Genomic DNA, 24,217 nt, shown 5'->3' with positions numbered 1-24,217 from the left:
TCTCGATCTTGATTTTTTTGACGAGGTTAATAGTGCTTTAAGCTTTCAAACTATTCTTTTTTCTAGGTTCAGTTTTTACCTTCCGGTTGTGGTTCAGTGAACCGCTTCCCTTCTGGCGCTTTATTAATATACTTATTCCGCAAGATGTTGTCAAGCGTTTTGTGAAACTATTTTTGAGTTTTTTTTGAAGCCATACACCGTCAGGGTTTTGGCTGTTTGTTTCCGCTCCTGCCTCCGCTGGCTGACTCCTCTTTCCGGGAAGGGGTCTTTTTTTTTTGGCGATTGGACTTTTGGGGGAGTATCTACCGCGCATGGGTAGAATATCTCTACGTGTAGATGTTCTATATATTGATGTTCGATCGCCCGCTCATGAAAAAACCTGCCGCTCGCCCTAGTGCCTTGTTCGTTACCTGCGCTTCACTGCTGCTGGCTTGCACTCAGACGAACACTCCCCAAACCTCTACTACAGCATCTCCGGCTACTTCGCCATCTCCGGGTGCTTCCCCAGGGGGTTCGCCTGGTGGGGGGAGTTCCAACACTATATCTATAGGTATTGGGGTGGCCCAAACTAGCAATGTGGCTTTACTTGGTCAGGAACAGGTGGCTGGGGCAAAAATAGCTGAGAAATATTTCAACGATAAGGGCGGTGTGGATGGGACGCGGATTAAACTGGTATTCCAAGATACCGGTGGAGACGAACAAGGGACGATCAATGCTTTCAATACTCTGATCAATCAGGATAAGGTGGTGGGTATTGTGGGCCCTACTCTCTCGCAGCAGGCTTTTAGTGCCGATCCGATCGCCGATCGCGCAAAAGTTCCCGTACTCGCACCATCCAACACCGCTAAAGGCATTCCCCAGATTGGCGATTATGTGACCAGAGTCTCCGCGCCTGTCGCCGTGGTAGCACCTAATGCAGTTAAAGCTGCACTGAAGCAAAATCCCAATATTAAGAAAGTAGCCGTGTTTTTTGCTCAGAATGATGCCTTTAGCAAATCTGAGACCGAAACTTTTCAGACAACAGTTAAAGATATGGGGCTGGAATTGGCAACAGTTCAAAAATTCTTGACTACTGATACAGATTTTCAATCTCAAGCCACTAATGCGATAAATGTCAAGCCCGATCTGATAATTATTTCCGGGTTGGCCGCTGATGGAGGCAATTTAATTAAGCAGTTGCGGGAGTTGGGTTACAAAGGCGTTATCATTGGGGGCAACGGTCTGAATACTTCTAATGTGTTTGCGGTTTGCAAGGCTCTTTGCGAGGGGGTTTTGATTGCCCAAGCATACAGCCCGGAATATCAGAATGAAATTAATAAGGCTTTTCGTGAGGCTTATCGCGCTCAATTTAAGAAGGAACCGCCTCAATTTAGCGCTCAAGCTTTTACTGGCGTACAAGTTTTTGTTGAGTCATTAAAGGCAGTTAATGCTAAGTCGAAGGTTAGCCAAAAGCCTTTGGCAGAATTGCGTACAAGTTTGAATCAGCAGTTGTTGGGTGGAAAGTACGATACTCCTTTGGGGGAAATTTCTTTTACGCCTGAAGGTGAGATCAATCAGAAAGAGTTTTATGTGGCACGGATTAAGATGGAGGCGGATGGCAATAATGGTAAGTTTGAGTTTTTGAAATGAAGGCACGACACGGATTTTGACACGGATACACGGATGAGTTATTGAGTGTGACTTTGAAGTCACCCCCGTGTCCCCCTATGGGGGAAGTTAGAAGTCAAAGTAAAAATTGTATGTTGTTTGTTGTTGAATGATTTAATGTTGATGCCCAATTTCTAACAGGCGATGGACTTAACTCTGTTTTTGCAACAATTTTTGAATGGTTTGTCGATCGGCAGCGTGTATGCTATTTTTGCCCTGGGATACACGCTGGTCTTTTCTATTCTCGGAATTATTAATTTTGCTCACGGTGCAGTATTTACGTTGGGTGCTTATTTCACCTATGCGCTGATGGGAGGTGCTTTCGGTTTTAATGGGTTGTGGGCTAACGCTCGAATTCCCGTGCAGTTGCCTTTTGCTGTGGCGTTAGTTTTGGGAAGTGTCATGGCTGGTTTGGTGGGAGTAATTGTTGAACGAATTGCTTTTTTGCCTTTGCGCCGCCGACACTCTGATTCTCTGCTGACTGTGGTTTCTAGTTTGGGTGTAGCAGTTGCGATCGCCAATATCATCCAATATCTTGTCGGTGCGGAAATTTACACTTTTCCTGCTAACACTTACGGCTATTTACCGGCTGCAATTAACTTCGGAACAGCGGATAAACCTATTCCGATTCGGACTGTTCAAATAGTAATTTTTGTGGTATCAGTTGCGATTGTAGCTGTCTTAACTTACTTAATAAATTTTACTAAATTTGGCAAAGCAATGCAGGCTGTGGCTGAAGATGCGACTACTTCTAGTTTGTTGGGGATTGATACTGATAGGTACATTGTGTTGACGTTTTTTGTGAGTAGTTTTCTGGCTGGTTTGGCGGGGAGTTTGGTGGGGTCTAGTGTTAGTATTGCTGGGCCGTATTTTGGTATTGCTTTTGGTTTGAAGGGTTTGGCGGTGATTGTACTTGGTGGGTTGGGGAGTATTCCTGGGGCTGTTTTGGGAGGTTTTATAATTGGTTTGGTGGAGGCTTTTGTGCCTGGTGATTTTTCGGCTTATAAGGATGCTGTTGCTTTTGCTATATTGTTTATTATGCTATTGGTTAGACCGCAGGGTTTGTTTGGACGGCGTTTGATTCAGAAGGTGTAAATAAGTTTATTATTCATTTGATGATTCGGCGATTGAAATCGCTTCTAGACAAACGAAGTCCGCGCAACGCGAGACTAAGAAATAAAGAAAGAAAATTATGGCTACATTTTTTACTACTTACGGGTTTTTAATCGTTTCGATGTTGCTGGGTGCAATGTTGGGAATGTCGCTGTATTTGCCTCTAATGACTGGACAGTTGTCTCTGGCTAGCCCTGGTTTTTATGCTTTAGGCGGGTATATTGCGGCGATTTTGTCTACAACGGTGTTTCAACAGACAGGGGGTTTGTTTCCTCTGCCATTGCTGTTATTGGAAATGATAATTGCAGGGGTTGTTTCGGGGTTGCTGGGGATTTTGGTGGGAATTCCGGCGCTGCGCTTGAGTGGGATTTATTTGGCGATCGCAACTATTGCTTTTGTGGAAATTTTGCGGGTTTTATCGCTGAATTTAGATATCACTGGCGGGGCTGTGGGCATTTTTGGGATTCCGCAACCGTTTGCGACGCCGATCGAGTATTTGTGGATTGTACTGCCTTTACTGTTGGTAAGTATGGCGATCGTGTATCGGCTGGAACGGATTCGGGTGGGGCGCGCTTTTGCTGCAATCCGCGCTGATGAGTTGGCGGCTGATGCGATCGGCATTAACCCAACTTTTTATAAGGTTTTGGCTTTCACGTTAGGTGCTATTTTAGCTGGTGTTGTGGGTGCAGTTAGCGCTCATTTTTTGAATACTTGGAACGCGCGTCAAGGGACTTTTGATGCTAGTATTATTTACTTGACTTCTGTGTTGATTGGTGGTAGCAGAAGTTTTCTGGGAGCAGTTTTGGGCGGGATGGTGTTTACTGCTTTACCGGAGGTTTTGAGGGGAATGGCGACTATTCAGGGATTGCCGGTTTGGTTGGCGCAATTTCTGCGGGATGGGCGGTTAATTATTTTTGGGTTGCTGATTGTGTTGGGGACGATATTTTTTCCGCAAGGTTTGGTGACGCCGGAGTTGTTGAAGAGGTGGAGGAAGGGCGATCGTACTTCTGTTTAAAAACAGATAGTATTACGATTTCGCCCCATCCTCATCAATGGCTATATCAATGATGTACAATTATTAAGAATTTTATTATTTAGGTGAGAAGAATCATATTACTTTTGCTTGACTAGGGCGTTATTGTTGGTGGAATCCTTACCTTCTGCTTTGAACCGATCGCATAAGTTTTGTGCCATAAGTTGAGCAACTTGTTCATGACCTTGACTATTCCAATGACCGTCACAGCGCATAGCATTGGGAAAGCCATGTACGCAAGTTTTATTTTTTTCTGCATACTCTCGCAATCGCGGGACTGTATCCAATGTCGTAATATTGAGGCGATCGCCAAGGGCTTTGATTCTCTGATTAGGATAATACAAGTCCTTAATCCTAAATCGTTTCACATAGCTTTGACGCATCATAGGCTCAGGATTGACTTGAACTCCCGAACTGACAATCAAAATCATAAAATCTGCTTTTTGGGTCTTGACTTCCCGATTCATTAGTGTAATTAATCCTTCTGTTACTTGCCAAGCCTCTTTCCATACTGGATCGATAGGTTCTTGAAAGTTATGACCTGAGCGCTTTCTGTCTATGGTCTCAACTAGACGTTTCTTATTATTTAAATCAATTTGTCTGACTAACCGCAAAATGCGTGAATGATTGACCAACCAAGTCGGAAGATAATCAACAGATGAAAACTCTAAATAGTTATGTTGTCTTTGTGAAATATTCAACCCTGAATTATCTAGAACTAATTCGCCATTATTATATACAAAAAATGGCTTGCGTTTAGAAAATTCAAGTTTTTTTGAATTATTAATGATATCGTTGCCAGGAAGAAAAGCTAAGAGCACTAAATCCGGAGAATATTGCCAGACTTTATGGCGCAGAGTGATTAGTTCTTGATCCGTCCCATAGCCCTGAACGCCAAAATTAATTACCTCTACTTTGCGATCGCCTAAAGCAGTACATTGTTTATTGAGTTGCTTTCTCATTTTCCACCAAAAAGTATTTTCCATCGGTACTTGTAAAGATTCAGCAAAGGAATCTCCCAACACTGCGATCCGAAAAGTTTTTGGTGGTTTTTCTTTAGTATGTTCGCGATCGCGTAAACCATCTTTATTTGCGCGAATGAAGGAGCGATCGCCTTCACCCTGCCACTCGAAATACGCGCCCGGTTTCAATGACCAACCAGCGGGGTCGTCTAATCTGTAACTATCAAAAGAAACAAGATCGCTGGGCTTTTTTATACCTTGAATTCCCGCATGATGAAGAGCTAATTCTCCCAGAAAAACACCCGCCATAATTCCCCCAAAAATTAGGGTGAGTTTTTGCGCCCATAAACTTAGTTTTTTCATCTTAGTTTCCTTTAAAATAAAAATCCTGTCTAAATCGCCGCGACTATCTCAAAAAGACAATCACTACAGACAATTAATGTTTTTCTTACGAAGCTAATTTTATGCTTTTGAGCATCATAGACCGATCGCACAAAACTGCAAAGCGAAAAAAGACGGAAAAAGACGGGTATTTCTAAAATTTGGATTCAAGGCGGAAAAAGACGGAAAAAGACGGAAAAAGTCGGGTATACTAACTATAGTTCTCTGACACCCCTACTGATGGACACTGCCCATATCTTGCAATTTGTAGATGAAGTGGTCTGCGCGAAGACTGGCAAACATCTCAATGACTTGCAGCGTAAAATTATCGAGGGAATACTGAAGCAACAAAAGTATTCTTATATTGCAGATACTTATGGTTGTACGGCGGGTCATGCTAAGGATACCGGTTACAAGCTTTTGCAAATGTTATCTGATGTTTTTGATGAACCAGTGGATAAACGTAATCTTAAATCTGTGCTAGAGCGGCAATTAAATCTGAATATAAATTTTGGCGATCCCACTACTAATTTTGGTAATAGCAACACCATTAACTATATCAATGGTTGCTCAGAACTACCCACTCCTACTCCAGATAAAAGTGGGGCTGAAACTCCTGACTTCCAGGACGGTACGAATCAAGTTAAAATTGAAATGGTTGGTAAATTACGACTTTTGGGATTGAAGGATGAGCAAATTGCAGGGGTGCTAGGACTAGCCTTGGAGGTAGTGAAGCAGATAGATTGAAAAAAATTAGTTTATTAAAAGTGTAGTAAGGGTTCATCAGCTCAATTGTTGTACGAGAACCGCTGTTGAGGAAGCCGACTACGGATTTTACTTTTCGGCTTCTTCCTGTTTTAATTCCTGATACTGTTGAAAAAAAAAGTTACCTAGTTCTGGATTGCTTCTTTTAAGATTTTTTGACGTAGAGATTTCTCGATACTTTCATGCATTTGAGAGATCGGTTGGATCTTTATTTCTGTAAAAAATTTCTGCTGCCCCTTTTAAGTATACTTTGAGCTGCTGTCGATCTTCTGGTGTGATTTTCTTTACCTTATGCTTGTTTTACGGTTTTACTAGATTTTTGATTCTAAGCTGTTGTGCATTTAAATTGTATGTTGAGGGCGGGCTTTCCTGCCCAACCCCTACTCCCCACAAGAGTAAAGATTTATTTTAATATGAAATTTAAATGCGGATTAGCTTAGCTCTTTTTTCAGAGACTTGTAAAAATGAGATGCACCCAACTGATATCAAATCCGGTAGCATCGGAATTATATAGTGCGAGCGTCTCCCTCGCGACACAGATCGTTCGCTATGGACGACGTGAGCGCTGATACGCTCCTAATATATGATTCCGATGCAACCGGAAACGATATGACTCTTTGTGGAACAGGCCCGAAAGCCTGTTCCTGACAAAAGGCTACACAAATTACGAATCCCGATCGAGCTTCAGCACAGCCATAAAAGCCTCCTGCGGCACATCCACAGTACCCACAGACTTCATGCGCTTCTTACCCTTCGCCTGCTTTTGCAGCAGCTTCTTCTTCCGCGAAATATCGCCGCCGTAACACTTAGCCAACACATCCTTCCGCAAAGCCGGAATGTGTTCCGAAGCAATCACCTTAGCCCCAATTGTCGCTTGAATGGGAACCTTAAACTGGTGGCGGGGAATCAACTCCTTGAGTTTTTCAGTCAAGCCGCGGCCCACATTATAAGCCTTATCCCGGTGTACGATCATCGCCAAAGCATCAACCGGATCGCCGTTAATTAAAATGTCCAGTTTCACCAGCGGATTTTCGCGGTAGCCAATTATGTGATACTCCATGCTCGCATAACCGCGCGATCGCGATTTCATCTGATCGAAAAAGTCCGTCACTACCTCCGCCAAAGGCAACTCGTAAACCAGCGTAGTTCGACCTTGACTCAGATACTTCATATCGATAAAAATGCCCCGCCGACTTTGAGAAAGTTCCATCAGCGCGCCCACATAAGTTTCCGGCGACAGCATTTCTACCCGCACGTAAGGTTCCTCAATTTTCTCGCGGTACTGAGGATCGGGCAAGTGGCTGGGATTGTCAATTGTTAATACTTCTCCTTTAATTGTTGTGATTTGATAAACCACAGAAGGAGCCGTAACAATCAAATCCAAATTGTATTCTCTCTCCAGTCTTTCTTGCACAATTTCCATGTGCAGCAAACCCAAGAAACCGCAGCGAAAACCAAATCCCATCGCGCTCGAAGTTTCCGGTTCGTAAGAAAGCGCCGCATCGTTGAGTTCGAGTTTTTCTAAAGCTTCGCGCAAATCAGGAAATTGGTCAGCATCGATCGGGAACAAGCCGCAAAAAACCATCGGTTTTGCTTCTGTATAACCCGGCCAAGGCTCCGGTGCCGGCTTTTTGACCAAAGTAATCGTATCGCCTACGCGAGCATCAGCTACTGCTTTAATTGCAGCGCCCAGATAACCAACTTCCCCCGCGTGCAGTTCGTCTACTTGAACTTGAGTCGGTGAAAGGATGCCCAATTCATCGATGACATATTCCTTACCCGAAACCATCAACAAAACTCGATCGCCCTTTTTGACACTTCCGTCCATCACCCGGAAATACACAATTACCCCGCGATAAGCGTCGTAATAACTGTCAAAAATTAGCGCCCGCAGCGGTTTGTCAACAGTATCCTGCGGCGGCGGCACCTTTTCGACGATCGACTCCAAAATCTCATCTATACCAATTCCTTCCTTAGCAGAAGCCTCAATCGCCCCGCTACAGTCCAGACCGATAATTTCTTCAATTTCCCCTTTTACCCGTTCCGGTTCTGCCCCCGGCAGGTCAATTTTATTTAAAACTGGAATAATTTCCAGATTGTTTCCCAAGGCAAGGTAGACATTTGCCAGGGTTTGTGCTTCCACGCCTTGAGATGCGTCTACCACCAGCAGCGCCCCTTCGCAAGCAGCGAGCGATCGCGACACCTCGTAAGAGAAGTCCACGTGTCCGGGAGTGTCGATCAGATTCAGCACGTACTCCTGACCGTCCTTGGCAGTGTAATTCATCCTAGCCGCTTGCAGCTTGATCGTAATGCCGCGTTCGCGTTCGAGCTCCATATTGTCTAAAAACTGCTCCTTCATCTCCCGTGCTTGCACAGTCCCAGTCGCCTGCAACAGGCGATCGGCCAAGGTGGATTTTCCGTGGTCGATGTGAGCAATAATCGAAAAATTACGAATGCGAGATACAGGGACGTTAGTCATGTTTTTTATCGAAGAGCTAATCGGCAAAGGATACTTTTTGTTGTATGATTACACAAGCAAGAGTAGAGTGCTTACTTCAAGCTCTTACTGGGGATTGAGATGAAACCACAAGTGAGGCAAACCTCAAGAGTATCAGTTATTACCCTTTCAAGTGTCCGACCGAGCCCGAACACCCAAAAGGAAAAAACTTTTCTCTCTCTCATTGTACAGAAACCTGTTAAGCGGTTGAGGAAAGGTTGGGTGCAAATCAGGGGCTGCAAATATCTCGTCCAGTCGGTTGTCATGAAAAGAATTGAAACTTAAGAATTAAAACTAGGATTTTTTAACTATGAGCGAATCAAGTATACCCTCCCACAGTTCGTCAGAAAAAGTGGAACTATCTATCCATATAGATTCTGAACTGCTAGACCAAATTAAGCACTTGACAAATGACCCCAGTAAAGTCATAGAAACAGCTATCAAGCAGTGGCTCAGAGGCGAGCGCCGCGAAGACGAGCTGGCTATGAATTTGCGCCGCAACCCCCCAGTCCCGCCCCGCGGCGAGTGGAACGACTGAGGTTCCCGGGTACGAGACGGCGCGCGCAAATCTGCTGGCTGTAAAGTTTCTGGATGTAAAATATCGATCGCCCGCGCGATCGATAAACTTCGTAACTATTCAAGGTGACGGAAAAAATGCGCGAGCCAGTCCCCGACTTGAGTTGGCCGCAGGCTCAATTTTTAGCGGATTTTTCAAACTCGATTCTTGATCTGTCGAGATTTCTAATTGCTAAATCTGAATTTTTATTTTTTAATTACCCAAAATGGCTGACAACAAATAGTTTTGAGTTTTGAGTTGAGTTCAGAATTAAAGAATTAATATTTTTTAGTTTATTAATAACTCAAAAATCAATGGTATCAGCCTAAAATACTTGCAAATAGTGAGTTGTGAGCGGTTAATTATTAATTAAAAAGCCAACCAATTTTTAGTGGCTTAATAACTCAAAACATAACAGTCGAAGCCCAAAATAATTTTGAGTATTGAGTTTTTAATTAAAAACTCAATACTCACAAATCCGAACTACTTTCATCCCCTACTCTGATGGACTCTAACCAAGATTTCCGGCGATCGAGCCTCGCCTCTACAGCCTTTTTTCAAGAGTTAGGGGCAGAATTAGTATTTACCCAAGACGCAAGGGGTCGATATCTATCTTTTTACTGGCAAAAAGCCGAACAGTACAACCTCACAGCAGAACAAATTGTCGATCGACCCCTCAGCGAAACCCTGCAACCTATCGCCCCTGCGCCTTATATCGAGATCCTGCGGCGGGCGCTCGAAACCCTCGTACCGCAACGCTTCAGCTATCCATTTCGCCACGCCCGACAATATTTTCTCTTCGATTTGACAGTCACTCCGGCGATCGACTCAAACGGCAAAGCTGCAAAAGTCTTAGTTATGGGAAGACTGCTGTCTGACAAACCCGCATACAGACCCCCAAATTCCCCAGAATTCATCGCCCATCCAGCTTTGCCATCCGCCTCGGAGACCCGCCAACAAATGCTGCTTCCAGCAAGCCGTATCGGTCGATCGCTCCCTCCCTACTCGGAAATTGACCGCAAAACCATCTCCAAAATTGCTCAAAACCTGCACAGAACCCTCGACCTAAAGACAATTTGGCAGCAAACTGTTAACAGTTTGGGTCAAGTCTTGAACGCGAGTCGCTGCATCATCTGTTCCTACAAAAAAGACAGCGAAAATCTCGAATCCTCCCCCTTCCTTGCCTCGGAAAATCAACAAAATTCGACCGCCGCAGCAGCCGAATTACAGCAGTCAATTGCCAGCGATCGCTCGCCCCCGCTTTCCCCAGATCAAATCGAAAATCTCCAATCGAAAACTTTTAAAGTAGTCGCTGAGTATCGCCAAGAACCTTACTCTTCTATGCTGGGATTAGAACTGCGCGCAGCCGAACAGCCGGGGTGGATTCAAACTTTAGCCACCCTCAAACCAGTAGCAGTCGATTACGCCTTCCCCGCCGCCGATCCCTTCAACCGCCATTCTGCGCTCGTAGCAGCTACCTCCTATGAAGACCAACCCAATGCAGTGATATCTTTGCACCGCTGCGGCAGTTCCCCGAAATGGAGTCCTCTCGAACTTGAATTCGCCCGCGAGTTAGTCGCTGAAGTCGGCAGTGCGATCGCCCACGCTACACTTTACCAAGAATTAGAACAGGCCCGCGCCGAAGCCGTAGCTCTTTCCCAACTTAAAAGTCAATTTCTCGCCAATACTTCTCACGAACTCCGCACCCCCCTCAACGGCATCCTCGGCTTCCTGAAACTGCTTGTGGATGGCATGGCAGATGACCCCGAAGAAGCGCACCAATTTATCGAAGAAGCTTACCGCTCCGCAGTACATTTGTTCAATGTGATTAACGATATTTTGGATGTCGCTAAAATCGAAGCTGGCAAAATGCACTTAGACCTCGCTCCAGTCAAACTCGGCGAACTGTTGCAACAAGTTGAGAATTTTACACAGGTTCAAATCCAGCAAAAGCGATTGCAATTTCAAATCCAAAAACCCCCTGTGGAGGACGAGATTATTTTGTATGCCAACTACCAACGCCTGCTTCAAGTAGTTTTGAACCTCACGGGCAATGCGATTAAATTTACCGGGGAAGGGGGAATTCGCATCAGTGCCGAAGTTATTAAGAAAAAGGTGACTGTTCACAACCAGCAGTTCCCCGGAATGGTAAAAATTCGAGTCGCTGATACTGGCATTGGGGTTTCTCTCGACAAGCAAGATAAATTATTTGAGTCGTTTTTTCAGGTGGACGGCGATCGTACCCGACAATACGGCGGCACCGGTTTGGGATTGGCTATTTCTCAAAAACTGATAGAAGCAATGGGGGGTACAGTAAATTTTTACAGTATGGGGGAAGGACTCGGATCGACTGTTACTTTTACTGTGCCACTTTATCAAGAACCACTCTTTAAAAATTAATCACCGGTAATCGGTCATTGGTCATTGGTAATCGGGACGTTGAAGCAAGAAGCAAGAAGGAATAAGGAATAAGGAATAAGCAATAAAGAAGAAGCAAGAGGGGATCGGAAATAAGGAAGAAGAAAAAAACAGCCATCCGTTTATCCCTGACTTCCGTTTCGTGAATAAAGGTAATTGATAATTCGTAATTTTCCTACACAGACAGTTCGATCGCCCGCCCCAGTATCAATTTTTACTTTATCCGCCGCCAAGCTCCCTCCTTGGGTGTTTTGGACTCAGACCGATCGCCCCCGCCACTTCCGGGCTACCCTGAATTCGGATCGGTGGAATCCGGGGGTAGGGATAACAGCTCTCTCGATCTGTCCGCTAGCGGCTCACATCTGCGAGTAAACCCCCGCAAACCGCCAACTTTACAAGAACTTAATCCCAACTTATACCAGTGATTCAGCTTCCCAATCCCCTACTGTAAAAGATTTTTAAGAAAGCTGGACGCTCTCAGTTCTATGTGAGAATCATAAAGATATAGTAAAGACACCAAAACTACTTAGTAATGTTTGAGGGCGTGTGGCAACATTTAAGTATAATTACGTAAGTTCTAAGTTGAACAGCCTGCCGCTGGCAAATTCACTAAGATTCCTGCTCTGTTGGCCCAGTGGTAAACTTTTGCCAGTCTAGTAGAAAAAGGGTGGCTATGAATCAGCAAATATCAGCTCAATCGCAAAAACTTTTACTGCAAATTGGTAGAAAGATTCGTCGAACCTTGGATCTCGATACCATCTGGCAGCAAACAGTTAACAGTCTGGGACAAACACTAGGCGTCAGCCGCTGCATCATTTGTCCCTATCAAAGTTCTAGCCTGCAAGTCAAAGTAGCTGCTGAATACTGCCAAGAACCCTTTCTACCCATGCTAGGAATGGAAATCTCGCTCACAGCAGAACCTCATTTCATTCAAGCTCTCGCCACCCTCGAACCGGTGGTAGTAGAGTCCTTTGCAGCCGATGACCCTTTTGAGCGGCAGTCGCTGCTAGTGCTGGCTACTGCTTATCAAGAGCAACCTAACGGCATAATTAGCTTGCATCGGTGCAAGGGCGGATCGTCGAGGAAGGGTAAGACCGATCGACCTTGGACTCAATGCCAGATCGAATTCGCACAAGAACTTGCCGAGCAAGTAGGAAGTGCGATCGCCCTCGCCACCCTTTATCAAGAGCGCAGGGAGCGAGTACAAGGACTATCCCAGCTCAAAAAGCAATTCATGTTGAAGGCGTCCCACGAGCTCCGCACTCCCCTAAATCACATCATCGGCTATCTACAACTAACCATAGACGATCAAGCTGACGATCCGATCGAGGAGAGAGATTTTATCGAAGAAGCTCACCGTTCGGCTATCCACCTTGCTAAGGTAATTTCCAATATCTTAGATTACATTGAGTTAAGTGAAGCTTGCCAGAGCCACGCAGAGTTAGCCACTTTCCGGAGCCAGGAGAACTCTGGGCACCAGTAAAGATTCAACACGAGCCTTAAAAAAGTCGAATATTTAACTAACGTGCAGACAAGTTTTTTGCGTGGAAAATCTGACAGTTAATTTATAGATTCCCTTAATAAAGTCGGTGGCTGATTACTCAATTATTTTTAGTCATTAGGGTTTTATAAAGCACAGCATACTAACTATTAAACGTAGCATCTGGGTTTATTTACAGCATATTCCATGTATATGCGGTACACACAATCTTGCGACGCACCTTAGTTGCGTCGCCCTCAAAAATCTGCAAGTTTTATCAAATATGAAGCAGCGACGCACCCTATCGAATTGCCAGCCCAGCAGCACGCTCAAGAAGCGATCGCTTCTTGAGTGCGGGTAACTCCCCTATCCAGTGAATGTGGGGCTTCTCGCGGTTAAGCTAAACTAGATGGGTGTCAAGAGAAAGAGGGATTTATGACAGAGCAAGCCAACGCTCGCGATTTGTTTCGCGCTGCTTACGAACACCGCTACACCTGGGATGCCAACTTTCCCGGTTACAGTGCCGATATTGAACTCAAACAGGGCGAGGAAATATACACCGGTCATGTTTCCATCAAACCCGACATGAGTGTGGAAGTCAGCGGCATTGAAGACGAGGAAGTGCAGCAAAGCGTCTACACCCAAATGCGCGATATTGTCACCCACCGCAAACGCTCGACATTTGAAAAATCTCACGGCAAAAATAGCTTCACCCTCGGCGAGAAGGACAGCACCGACGCTGTGGATATTTTAGTGCAAGGCGACTCAATGGGTTCTAACTATAAAATCCGAGGTCTCTCAATTTGTCAAGTCAGCCGGGTGATGGGCCGCATGGCTTTCGTAATTGACACGCACAACAGCTTAGAGACACCCGAAGGTTCTTTGGCCAGCCACTACGATGCCGTTTTCCGCAACCCCCAAACCGACGAAATCATCAAAGAACTCGAATTTGAAGATACCTTTGAGAAGATAGGCGACTATTATGTCATGACCAAGCAAGTAGTTCGATCGAAAGAAAAAGGTCAACTGACAACAACCGAGTTCAACTACTCCCACGTCAAACTGCTAGAACCAGCAGTAGTGTAGCGCGATCGAAAACCCGATTTCTTAAATAAAATGGGGTTTTTTGGTTAACGTATCAGAATCAACTTGATTTGGCAGCAAGTAAGGCTACGATCGAACGAGAGAGCGAACTCATATCTAGCATCAGCGTGACAGAAACCGGGTTTCCTGCAGCCAGCCCACCAGAGTGTCCAGGTCTTTTGTCAAGAAACCGGGTTTCTTAAATCAAATCCCGCGCGGTTGAGAATGCTGCCCTGCCGTCAAATCCAACAAAATCTACTGCAAGAAATCATCACAGAGGCGAAATATGACACTAGCACTAACCAAAGATAACGTCGAAACAGTTCTCGATGAAATGCGCCCCTACCTGATATCCGACGGTGGCAACGTCGAACTCGTAGAAATCGACGGCCCCGTGGTACACCTGAGACTGCAAGGAGCTTGCGGCTCTTGCCCCAGTTCCACAATGACTCTGAGAATGGGCATTGAACGCCGCCTGCGCGAGGCCATCCCAGAAATTGCCGAAGTCGAACAGGTAATGTAATTAGTCAGTTGGTAATTGGCAGTTGACTGTTGACAGTTGACGGTTGACAGTTGGCAGTTGACGGTTGACGGTTGACAGTTGACGGTTGACAGTTGACGGTTGACAGTTGACGGTTGACAGTTGGCAGTTGACAGTTGACGGTTGACAGTTGACTGTTACCAATTACCAAATTAAATTACCAATTACCAAATTAAATTACCAATTACCAATTACCAATTACCAATTACCAATTACCAAATTCAATGTCTCACCCCCTGTATGTAGCCTTCATTTGGCACCAACATCAACCGCTGTACAAATCCAGAGTATCAGCTAACTCCACAGAGGCTCAATACCGACTGCCTTGGGTGCGCTTGCACGGAGTCAAAGACTACTTGGATTTAGTGCTAATGCTGGCAAAATATCCCAAGCTTCATCAAACCGTAAACTTGGTTCCCTCCTTGATTTTGCAGATAGAAGACTGCATCGCAGACAAAGCATTAGACCCTTACTTGACGGTGACACTAAAGCCAGCAGAAATTTTAACCATCCCAGAACAAGAGTTCATTTTAGAACACTTTTTTGACGCCAATTACCACACTCTGATTCAGCCGCATCCCCGCTACGATCGACTCTACACTCAGCGGCAGGAAAAAGGCATTCAGTGGTGTTTGGCAAACTGGAAGTTGCAGGATTTTAGCGACTTGCTGGCGTGGCACAATTTAGCTTGGATTGACCCGATGTTTTGGGACGACCCCGAGATTGCAGGGTGGCTCAAACAAGGACAAAATTTTAGTTTGACCGACAGAAAAAACATCTACTCAAAACAAAAAGAAATCCTCGCCCGCATCATTCCCCAGCACCGTAAAATGCAAGCTGAGGGACAGTTGGAAGTCTCCACAACCCCCTACACGCACCCGATTTTACCGCTGCTTGCCGACACCAACGGCGGCCGCATAGCTATCCCAAACATGACGCTGCCACAACACAGGTTTCAGTGGGCAGAAGATATTCCCCGACACCTGAGAAAAGCCTGGGAAATGTATGAAGACCGGTTTGATTGCCAACCGCGCGGTTTGTGGCCGTCGGAACAAGCAGTCAGCCCGGAAATTTTGCCCTACATTGCCAAACAAGGCTTTAAGTGGATAGTCTCGGACGAAGCAGTATTGGGGTGGACAATTAAACACTTTTTCAACCGCGACGCGGCAGGGAATGTCTGCGAACCAGAATTCTTATATCGCCCTTACCGTTTAGAAACTCCTGACGGCGATTTAGCCATAGTATTTAGAGACCACAGATTGTCCGACTTGATCGGGTTTACTTACGGTTCGATGGAACCGAAAAAAGCAGCATCAGATTTAGTGGGACACTTAGAAGCGATCGGCAAAACTCTCAAACACCGACAGTCCGACGGCCAAACAGCTTTAGAAAATCCCTGGTTAGTTACGATCGCCCTAGACGGCGAAAATTGCTGGGAATTCTATCCCCAAGACGGCAAACCGTTCTTAGAATCCCTCTATCAAACTCTCAGCGACAATCCAGATATCAAATTAGTCACAGTCTCGGAATTTCTCGACAAATTCCCAGCAACCGAAACAATTCCCGCAGCCCAACTGCACACCGGTTCCTGGGTAGACGGTTCCCTCACAACTTGGATCGGCGATCCCGCGAAAAATCGCGCTTGGGACATATTAGGGCCCGCGAGACAAATGCTGGCAAACCATCCAGAGGCCACAGAAGAAACCAACCCAGAAGCTTGGGAAGCGCTTTATGCGGCCGAAGGTTCCGACTGGTTCTGGTGGTTTGGCGAGGGTCACACGTCGAACCAAGATGCCATGTTCGACCAGCTATTTCGCGAACACGTAGCGGGAATTTACGAAGCTCTCGGCGAGCCCGTACCCCCGGAAGTGCGCCGGCAAGTAGAGGTGCACGAGGTTCAAGGCGACCACCTGCCGCTGAGCTTTATTCACCCGGTAATTGACGGTATCGGCAACGAACAGGATTGGGACAAAGCCGGCCGGATTGAAGTTGGGGGAGCAAGGGGTACGATGCACCGGAGTTCGGCAATTCAGCGGCTTTGGTACGGGGTTGACCACTTGAATTTTTACATTCGCGCCGACTTCAAGGCAGGGGTGCGGCCGGCAATTGATTGCCCTCCAGAGTTAAATTTGTTCTGGTTTTATCCCGATCGCACGATGAAAAACAGTCTGATTCCGCTGTCGGGTTTGCCCGACGAAGCACCGCTAAACTATCGATTCCACCATCAGTTAGAGATTAATTTGCTGACGAAATCTATTGCGTTTCACGAAGCAGGAGAGGGCGATGAGTGGCAGCCCCGCCTCAGCCGGGCCCAAGTGGGATTGGATAAATGTTTGGAGATAGCAGTGCCCTGGGCGGATTTGCAGATTATGCCCGACTGGCAGGTGAGGCTGATTGCAGTTTTATCGGAAGGGGAGCGTTACTCTACCTCTATGCCGGAAGATGCTTTGATTGCGATCGGAATGCCGTAAAAAGTCATTAGTTATTAGTCATTAGTCATTAGTCATTAGTCATTAGTCATTAGTCTGTAGGGGCGGGTTTCACCAGCTTTCATAGAACGGCGAACCCAAATACATATAAACCCGCCCCCGCCAACTGAATTAGTCAACAGTCAACAGTCATTAGTCATTAGTCATTTTTTGAACTAACAAACAATTAAATAATTATCACTTCTTTTTGAATTGGGGCTTCTACTCTGGCTGCCTAATGCCTAGATCGTTTCGATCGCGTCCGGTCGATCTAGCGCTATAAAATTTGTTTGTAGTGAGGACTGAAGTCCTCATAAAAAAGAGGACTTCAGTCCTCGCTAAAAACCGTATAATGATTAATTTACCGGAGCTCATATCATTAGTCATGGGGAAATTAACAAACTAATGAGCCGCATTTTACTCTTGGTCGATCGCCACCAATTACCTAATTTGCCGATCGGACACCTCAACAACGAGCATGAGGTGATTATACCCGATCGCGCGCCACTGCCAAACTCCGAATTTACCTTTCCCCAAATCGCTTTTGACTTGTGCATTCTCGACGAGGCAAATTTCGATCGAATCGGGCCCCTGGTAGAAGCACTAAAAGCTGCTGCCGAGCCGATATTTTTACCGTTCTTGCTCCTCAGTAAATCCCAAACGCCTGCTCTTTCTGAACAGCCATTTTCGCAGCAGGCAAAACAACTCGAACGCAGAATAGACGATTTGATCGTAAGTCCTGCCGAACCCGCCCAACTGCACTTGCGGGTAGAGAATTTGTTGGCCCGCAGGCGGCTGTCGCTAGAACTCCACAGACTTCAGGAAGTAATTAAAGAACGGAATTTTACAGAAAGTTTGTTAATCGACTCGCTGCAAACGGCAAACGAAAACCTGCAACGGGAAATCGCCAAGCGGGCGGAGGTAGAAACTGCACTGCGAGAAAACTCCTATCTCAACTCGCTGATGAATGCCATGCCAGATATTGTCTGCTTCAAAGATGACGAGGGCAGGTGGCTGGAGGCAAATCAAGCGATATTGGAAGTGTTCGACCTAGAAAAAATAGACTACCGCGGCCTCAAAGATTCTCAACTAGGAGAACTCAGCAGTTTTTACCGCGAGGCCCTAGAGGCGTGCGAGGTGAGCGATCGAGAAGCGTGGGAAAAAGGTACCCTTTCTAGGGGGGAAGAAATGATTCCCCGATCGGACGGTACTGTGAAAATCTACGATGTCATTAAAGTACCCGTATTTCACCCCGACGGCAGACGCAAAAGTATCGTGATTTTGGGTCGCGACATTACCGAACACAAGCAAACTAGAGACGAACTCGTGCGCTTGGCGTCGATTGTCGAGTCTTCCGACGACGGCATTGTCGGCAAAACCCTCGCCGGGACAATTCAGAGCTGGAACGCTGGAGCAGAGAAGATTTACGGCTACTGTGCGGCGGAAATCAAGGGGCAGTCGATCGAGATTTTAGCAATACCCGAACGCCCCAAAGAAATGCCCCAAATTCTGGAACATATTAGGGCTGGAGCCAGCATCGACCATTACGAAACCGTGCACTTGCGGAAAGACGGCCAACAGATAGATGTGTCCCTGACGATTTCTCCGATTAAAGACGCCACAGGAGCGGTAACGGGCATTTCGACAATCGCTCGCGACATCAGCGACAGCAAGCGAGTCGAAAAAGCCTTTGAACAACTCCGCCACCAAACAGAAATGATTTTGTTCTCCGCAGGAGAAGGAATTTGCGGGTTGAACAGACATGGAAAAGTAACTTTTGTCAATCCCGCGGCGGTGAGAATGGCAGGCTGCGAATCGAAGCAATTGATCGATCGACCACTCCATGAAACCATAAAGCGTTCACAGGAAGAAAGCTCAAAGACGATCGAGCAACTCTCACCTGCAACAGACATGAATTCAGGCTCTGAACTTGCCGCAGGCTTCGCCGCACCGCCGGCCCGGGCCAAACTGCTGCCGAACCGGGTAAGTTCTCAAATTTTAGCCACCTTGGAAGACGGAGAGGCGCGGCGCGTCACCGATGAGGTTTTTTGGCGGCGAGACGGCACCAGTTTTCCGGTTGAGTATGTTGTCGCTCCGATGCGAGAACAAGGCGAAATTATTGGAGCTGTGGTGACTTTTAAAGATATCACCGATCGGCTGGCAGTCGAGCGTATGAAAGATGAATTCATCTCTGTTGTCAGCCACGAACTGCGGACGCCCATGACCTCGATTCACGGCGCTCTCGGCCTCCTCAACAGCGGCCTGCTTGACACTTACCCCCAGAAAGCTAAGCGGATGCTGGAGATTGCTGTCACTAACACTGACCGCTTGGTGCGCTTGGTCAACGACATCCTGGATTTAGAGCGGATGGAGTCGAGTTACAGCACTGCCATCAAACAAACTTGCAATGTGGCTGAGCTGATGTTGCAGGCGGCTGACGAGATGCAGGGAATGGCTCAGCAGGCGGGAGTTACTCTGTCGGTGAGGCCTGTGGGGGCGCAATTGCGGGCTGTTCCCGATCGGCTAATTCAAGCCTTGACAAATTTGCTCAGCAATGCAATAAAATTTTCTCCCTCCGGGGCTACGGTTTGGCTGAGCGGGGAGTTGACCCACAATTCGGATTTGCCAGAAAAAGCTGGGTTGAAGTCGGTGTCCTCCCCGTCTTTGTTGTCTTCTGAGCCTGCCACGGCCGATCGGCACTTGCCAGTCCCGAGCTCGTCCATTCTGATTGCTGTTCAAGACCAAGGACGGGGCATTCCGGCAGACAAGCTGGAGATGGTCTTTGAACGCTTTCAACAGGTTGATGCTTCTGATTCTCGTCAGAAGGGAGGTACTGGTTTGGGGCTGGCTATTTGTCGCAGTATCGTGCAGCAGCACGGGGGCAGGATGTGGGTGGAGAGCGTTTTGGGGGAGGGCAGCACTTTTTTCTTAAGTCTGCCAGTTCTAAGGGAGGGGCTTGCAACTGAAAGTTAGTTTCTACCCTGGTGTACCCAAAGTTACTAATTTTTTGGTGGAGATTTTTGGATCGAGTCACCGACAAACAATCTCAGCCGTTTCTGCCGGTCGGAGACTGCGAGCAAAAATCGCGATTTGAGGTAGAAAAGCGGCTTTTTTTGGGGGAATATTTTACAGCAACCGCGCCCGAAGGTTAGGATGTTCTTAGTTGTTGAAACCCTTGCGGTCGATCGCAACTTCGGTCTTCCTTCTTCTTTCTTTTTACCCGCTCGCGAAGCCGAGGGCTTTCTTCCTTCTGCTATACAGTTTTGAAAATTTACTGTAAAGTGCGATCGGGTAAGATAATTTGCTTTTCAAAATATTCACATTTCGCCTCTAGTCTACGATCGTTTCTCATTCCTAAAAAAATGTTTATTTTGACCGCCAAGCGCATCTTGGTTATTGACGATGCAGAAGATATTCGGGAAGTGGCTCAAGTCAGTCTTGAGGTGGTGGGGGGCTGGGAAGTCCTGACTGCGAGTTCTGGCCGCGAGGGTGTTGCTAAGGCTCTTGCCGAACAGCCTGATGCTATTCTATTGGACGTGATGATGCCCGACCAAGACGGGCCTACTACTTTTTTACAGTTACAAGCTAATAATGCTACGCAGCACATTCCGGTAATTTTATTAACGGCTAAGGCTCTCGCTGGCGACAGGCGGATGTTCGCGGATTTAGGGGTTGTGAGCGTGATTGCTAAGCCTTTTGAACCGATGTTTTTGGCGGCTCAAGTGGCTGAAGCTTTGGGCTGGGAGCAAGAATAGGTCGATCGCCCGCATTGAATTGTGCAGTTTTTCAAGCAGTAGTTTTGCAGGCAAAGAGAGTTAAAAAAAACTTGGTTTCTTTGGTATGGTGCCTCATCTAGAATCCAGTCGATCGTACAGCATCAGTGTAAGCACTTATGCCCCGTACCTTTCGTCCTGTCAGCTTAAGACTAAAAACCAGATTCCGGCAGGCAGGCGTTTCAACACTGTCAGTATTTGAGGTGAAATTGATACCAATAGGCGATGCCTAAATTCCTATTCCTAGTGCGTTTATTTAACCGGATTCGGACTCAGCCATGAACTCAATATTCCTGCAGGTTTCTCGGAAAAATATAAGCTGACAAGAGTATTTTACTTTTTGTGACAACTCGGTTGTCTTCATAAGTTCTTCAGGTTTTGGTATTAAGTTTAAGCACATCGTCAGGGATCGATCCTGACTCTTGGCAGACACATTGGGAGAAGACGACTATGCCCTCAGCTTACATTTTGCTACTAATAGTTTCTCTGGTGGCCGTCTGGATTTACTGGCAAACATCTCAAGATATTTTTGTTCTTGTGGCTTTAGGCGGACTCGGTTGTTTTCTTTGGGGTTTCTCTTGGGCCCCTTGGAGTGTTCAGCTTCTGATTGTGGTGTTGCTGTTAGGTCTCCAAAAGTGCTATTTGCGAGACGCTCACAGTTGTGAGTGAAAGTGTGAGTGAAAGAGATTTTTTACTGTTGTGTCTGGAGTTCAGATGCGCCGGCATTCGTCAATCTTTGTAATGATTCGGTTATCGCTGCATTATCTGAAAAAAGGTTTAAAATATCATGAATAGTTGCCCTTGTTGCTCCTCTCAATTGCTCCGCCACGCTCGCCACAATCGCGTTTATTGGTTCTGCTCGCACTGCTGGCAGGAAATGCCGGATCTGTCGGAGATGATTTTAGGTAACAGCGCGCGGACTCACAAACGCGACGGTTTGGTGAAGCTTCCTGCTTTGACTCCTAAATTGAGGATTTTGGATTCGGTAGTAATTGCTTAGTTTGCTGGAGTTAGTCTCGCGATAAATATTGAGACAGAAAAATTTTTTGATTGTGCCATCTGTTGGATTTTTTAATAAAAAATGCAAAAGCCCCTTCAGCGTGATGAAGGGGACTTATTAGTGGGCGGGCGATCGCACTTGTGATGGGGTCGATCGATCGCCTGAATTACAGCTATTGTATGCAGTTAAGCTGATTACATCAAACCGATTTGAGAGAGAATGCCTTGACCGGTGAGGAATTCGGTAGCTAAGCCGATAACGAAGCCCAGCATTGCCAAACGGCCGTTCCAGGTTTCAGCGAAATCAGTAAAGCCCAACTTTGTGTCTTTGTTTTCCATGACCAGAAACCTCGTTTAATTTCAACCTTATGTAACTAAACTTAACACAAGAGTAGAAACATTGCAACATATTTTTACATTTGGTTTTTCAATGCCGGAGATAAGCGGGATGGGCCCGCAGGGAGAGGGGCTCGCGGGCGATCGCATCGGAGGCGAGAAACCCGGTTTCTTCTTGTATTTTTCGTGACTCGTCGCAAAATCTCGTAGAAACCGGGTTTCTGAGGTCAGGGCGCGTAGGTCGAAGGATGTCAGAAAAATAATTTTTAGTTAATATAAAATAGCAAAAATCTAGTGACACTCCGCCTGGGTTGCCCCGGAAGAGCAAACCCTAATTGTTTCGCACACAGCATAATTCCGGGGCACCATGCAATCTGAATCTATTAGATGCGAAGGTATTTCACAAAAATACTCATCACCTCACCACTTTTAGCAGTTGGTAGCAGGGGACTCCAGACACCAACCTCAGCGTACCCGCGCGCGTGGAGTAGGTAAATTGTACTCCTGACAGCTTGGGGAGAACCTATCAGCAGATGTTTGAGGGGTTCTTTCTCAGGATTTGCTGTGTCGGGAGTTAGCAGGGACGCGGGAAGTTGAATGGCGTCGCTGCTGGAATTGGATAAAAAACTCTGTGTCACAGTGATTAAAGGCTTTTGCTAGTTGAGTGCTACATCCAAAAAATACAACACCCAGCCCGCTTGACACCAAAAACTTAGTGTAAATATTCCCCTATTTTTTTAGATTTATTTTTGATTCTTTCTAGTACCTCTTCCAAAAAATCTTCATTTTTGCCAGCAACCTCTATCATCTCTCGCAGCGTGTCAGCGTATGACAAAGTACGCTTGTGGTGGTCTGGCATTTTTTCAAAACCCGGCCCCCACCGCTTGACGGCATCAATATTAACGCCTAAAACTTTTACCAGAAGCAGGTTGCAACGCGCTTTGTAGCCTCTGGCTTTTTCTTCTTCTTGTGTGGCGTGGAACCACCGACGGCAAAAATCCCAAGCTTCCATTGACTCACTCAGCCAGCTAAACCATTTGTCGCGTCGCGACGTTCTGCAAGTTCGCAACATAGGGTAAAAATTACACTGTTTTAGGATTATGGTATCATCCCATTTGGTGTAAAATTTCCCCTAATAGACTATAGCTGACAATTGAGACTTACCCACAAGTAGCCAGAAACCGGGTTTTTTTGCGAAAATACTTCGCTGCATCCCGCAGATTCGATAAAAAACCCGGTTTCTTTTGTCGGATCGCATAAGTCCCGTTCATAAAATCAAGCTCAAAAAATAAATCAGATTACCCATTGATATTTTAGAATTAATGTGCAAGCATCAAATTAGTATAGCTGAGATAAACACCCTCATTCAAAAGCAAGGAGTGTTGGTTAAGTCGTCTCAGCGAGGATGATCGTTTATTTCGGCTGGCACAACATTTGTTTAAATGTGTATATCAACGGGTTTTTAGAACCCCTAGCCGAAGTTTACGCATCGTATCGCTGAGACGCTAACCAAACAAATACAAACTAATTTCATAGTTTGTTACTAGAGCCATTTGTTAAATGGAAAAGCTCATTTTTGAGCGAACCCAAAAACAATACTTCGTGCTAGATGGGTAATTTATTGATGCTGTCTGCTCACCCTTTTTTAGGAACGATCCAATGACAGACAATCATCGAACCACAGGCCAACAAAAAAGCCAGTCTCAGCCTTTAGTTTCCATTTATTGGGATTATCAGAACATCTCTCATTACAAACGAGCCAAAGATTTATTACTCTTTGCTAGTGGACTGGGATGTGTCGTCAACCGAAAAGTTTACAACAATTGGGAAAAACCAAATAAGGAAGTAAAAGAAACTTTACGCTGTCTAGATTTTGAATTTGTTCATGAACCGGTAAAAATCACAGGTGCTGTAGACTTTAATTTGTTTGGCGAGTGCTATAGCGAGGCGTCAAGTAGCCTATACCCACACACATTTATTATTGTGTCTGGAGACGGCTACGGTGAAATTTTGATTCGCAAGCTGCATGAAAAGGGGAAGAAGGTAATAATTGTTGCCCGCAAAGGTAATGATAGTCACAATCTCAAAAAGCTGGCGGATGGATTTTACTTTGTCGATGAATTGCCAAAGTCGATCGAGACTTACAAACTGACTGCCTAAACTTC

21 protein-coding genes and 1 pseudogene are annotated in these 24,217 nt (G+C 45.9%); 15 read left to right on the top strand and 7 right to left on the bottom strand.

The genetic code is table 11. The features are described 5' to 3' along the window. Window positions 1–336: 336 nt before the first annotated feature. The 3 genes from QUA56_RS20135 to QUA56_RS20125 all read left to right on the top strand — a co-directional run bounded on the left by QUA56_RS20135 (window position 337) and on the right by QUA56_RS20125 (window position 3,775). On the top strand, window positions 337–1,629 hold the full coding sequence (locus QUA56_RS20135; RefSeq protein WP_333360779.1) for an ABC transporter substrate-binding protein: 1,293 nt from the start codon (window positions 337–339) through the stop codon (window positions 1,627–1,629). 162 nt (window positions 1,630–1,791) lie between these two features. Next, on the top strand, window positions 1,792–2,742 hold the full coding sequence (locus QUA56_RS20130) for a branched-chain amino acid ABC transporter permease (RefSeq protein ID WP_333360777.1): 951 nt from the start codon (window positions 1,792–1,794) through the stop codon (window positions 2,740–2,742). Between the two features lie 97 nt (window positions 2,743–2,839). Then, on the top strand, window positions 2,840–3,775 hold the full coding sequence (locus tag QUA56_RS20125; RefSeq protein WP_333360774.1) for a branched-chain amino acid ABC transporter permease: 936 nt from the start codon (window positions 2,840–2,842) through the stop codon (window positions 3,773–3,775). A 98-nt stretch (window positions 3,776–3,873) separates the two neighbouring features. Here the strand turns inward: QUA56_RS20125 and QUA56_RS20120 are convergent, their stop codons facing one another. Then, the gene (locus tag QUA56_RS20120) at window positions 3,874–5,118 is read right to left on the bottom strand and encodes an SGNH/GDSL hydrolase family protein (RefSeq protein WP_333360772.1); all 1,245 of its coding nucleotides are present in this window, start codon (window positions 5,116–5,118) and stop codon (window positions 3,874–3,876) included. Window positions 5,119–5,376: 258 nt separating this feature from the next. Between QUA56_RS20120 and QUA56_RS20115 the strand changes: the two genes are divergently transcribed. Then, window positions 5,377–5,883, top strand: coding sequence for a hypothetical protein (locus QUA56_RS20115; protein WP_333360770.1), 507 nt, complete (start codon window positions 5,377–5,379; stop codon window positions 5,881–5,883). 67 nt (window positions 5,884–5,950) lie between these two features. On the opposite strand, the pseudogene QUA56_RS20110 reads toward QUA56_RS20115, so the two are convergent. Both QUA56_RS20110 and lepA read right to left on the bottom strand, forming a co-directional pair. Further along, window positions 5,951–6,180 (bottom strand): annotated as a pseudogene (locus QUA56_RS20110) (hypothetical protein); the annotation flags it as partial. A gap of 385 nt (window positions 6,181–6,565) precedes the next feature. Beyond that, on the bottom strand, window positions 6,566–8,380 hold the full coding sequence (gene lepA / locus QUA56_RS20105; protein ID WP_333360768.1) for a translation elongation factor 4: 1,815 nt from the start codon (window positions 8,378–8,380) through the stop codon (window positions 6,566–6,568). Window positions 8,381–8,708: 328 nt separating this feature from the next. Here lepA and QUA56_RS20100 point away from each other — a divergent pair, with 328 nt between their 5' ends. The 5 genes from QUA56_RS20100 to QUA56_RS20080 all read left to right on the top strand — a co-directional run bounded on the left by QUA56_RS20100 (window position 8,709) and on the right by QUA56_RS20080 (window position 14,458). Further along, a complete protein-coding gene (locus QUA56_RS20100; RefSeq protein WP_333360766.1) occupies window positions 8,709–8,936 on the top strand; it encodes a type II toxin-antitoxin system CcdA family antitoxin in 228 nt (75 codons plus the stop codon). Window positions 8,937–9,458: 522 nt separating this feature from the next. Next, window positions 9,459–11,354, top strand: a complete 1,896-nt coding sequence (locus QUA56_RS20095; RefSeq protein ID WP_333360764.1) for an ATP-binding protein — start codon at window positions 9,459–9,461, stop codon at window positions 11,352–11,354. A 691-nt stretch (window positions 11,355–12,045) separates the two neighbouring features. Continuing rightward, complete coding sequence (locus tag QUA56_RS20090; RefSeq protein WP_333360762.1) at window positions 12,046–12,855, top strand: GAF domain-containing protein; 810 nt, start codon at window positions 12,046–12,048, stop codon at window positions 12,853–12,855. Window positions 12,856–13,287: 432 nt separating this feature from the next. Then, entirely contained in the window at window positions 13,288–13,938 is a 651-nt protein-coding gene (locus QUA56_RS20085) for a DUF3386 domain-containing protein (RefSeq protein ID WP_333360761.1), read from the top strand. Between the two features lie 283 nt (window positions 13,939–14,221). Further along, the gene (locus tag QUA56_RS20080; protein ID WP_172191146.1) at window positions 14,222–14,458 is read left to right on the top strand and encodes a NifU family protein; all 237 of its coding nucleotides are present in this window, start codon (window positions 14,222–14,224) and stop codon (window positions 14,456–14,458) included. 4 nt (window positions 14,459–14,462) lie between these two features. Here the strand turns inward: QUA56_RS20080 and QUA56_RS20075 are convergent, their stop codons facing one another. Further along, the gene (locus QUA56_RS20075) at window positions 14,463–14,627 is read right to left on the bottom strand and encodes a hypothetical protein (RefSeq protein WP_333360759.1); all 165 of its coding nucleotides are present in this window, start codon (window positions 14,625–14,627) and stop codon (window positions 14,463–14,465) included. 73 nt (window positions 14,628–14,700) lie between these two features. Between QUA56_RS20075 and QUA56_RS20070 the strand changes: the two genes are divergently transcribed. The 5 genes from QUA56_RS20070 (at window position 14,701) to QUA56_RS20050 (ending at window position 21,717) form a co-directional block, all read left to right on the top strand. Then, entirely contained in the window at window positions 14,701–16,947 is a 2,247-nt protein-coding gene (locus QUA56_RS20070) for a glycoside hydrolase (RefSeq protein ID WP_333360757.1), read from the top strand. Between the two features lie 402 nt (window positions 16,948–17,349). Next, the gene (locus QUA56_RS20065; protein WP_333360756.1) at window positions 17,350–19,917 is read left to right on the top strand and encodes a PAS domain S-box protein; all 2,568 of its coding nucleotides are present in this window, start codon (window positions 17,350–17,352) and stop codon (window positions 19,915–19,917) included. 389 nt (window positions 19,918–20,306) lie between these two features. Beyond that, window positions 20,307–20,699: a response regulator gene (locus QUA56_RS20060; RefSeq protein ID WP_333360754.1), complete on the top strand. Its 393-nt coding sequence runs from the start codon at window positions 20,307–20,309 to the stop codon at window positions 20,697–20,699. 468 nt (window positions 20,700–21,167) lie between these two features. Further along, entirely contained in the window at window positions 21,168–21,386 is a 219-nt protein-coding gene (locus QUA56_RS20055) for a hypothetical protein (protein WP_333360752.1), read from the top strand. 118 nt (window positions 21,387–21,504) lie between these two features. Beyond that, a complete protein-coding gene (locus QUA56_RS20050; RefSeq protein ID WP_333360750.1) occupies window positions 21,505–21,717 on the top strand; it encodes a hypothetical protein in 213 nt (70 codons plus the stop codon). 194 nt (window positions 21,718–21,911) lie between these two features. Here the strand turns inward: QUA56_RS20050 and QUA56_RS20045 are convergent, their stop codons facing one another. The 3 genes from QUA56_RS20045 to QUA56_RS20035 form a co-directional block, all read right to left on the bottom strand. Further along, window positions 21,912–22,055 carry a chlorophyll a/b-binding protein gene (locus QUA56_RS20045; RefSeq protein WP_333360748.1) on the bottom strand — a complete coding sequence of 48 codons (144 nt, stop codon included), beginning with the start codon at window positions 22,053–22,055 and terminating at the stop codon, window positions 21,912–21,914. Window positions 22,056–22,435: 380 nt separating this feature from the next. Continuing rightward, a complete protein-coding gene (locus QUA56_RS20040) occupies window positions 22,436–22,690 on the bottom strand; it encodes a hypothetical protein (protein WP_333360746.1) in 255 nt (84 codons plus the stop codon). A 74-nt stretch (window positions 22,691–22,764) separates the two neighbouring features. Beyond that, on the bottom strand, window positions 22,765–23,124 hold the full coding sequence (locus tag QUA56_RS20035) for a hypothetical protein (protein WP_333280592.1): 360 nt from the start codon (window positions 23,122–23,124) through the stop codon (window positions 22,765–22,767). A gap of 587 nt (window positions 23,125–23,711) precedes the next feature. Between QUA56_RS20035 and QUA56_RS20030 the strand changes: the two genes are divergently transcribed. Next, a complete protein-coding gene (locus tag QUA56_RS20030; protein WP_333360744.1) occupies window positions 23,712–24,212 on the top strand; it encodes an NYN domain-containing protein in 501 nt (166 codons plus the stop codon). The last annotated feature ends 5 nt before the right edge of the window (window positions 24,213–24,217 follow it).

Source organism: Microcoleus sp. N3A4, assembly GCF_036701805.1.
GTDB lineage: Bacteria > Cyanobacteriota > Cyanobacteriia > Cyanobacteriales > Microcoleaceae > Microcoleus.
Note: the sequence above shows the minus strand (reverse complement) of the source record. Positions and strands in the feature narration are given on the sequence as shown.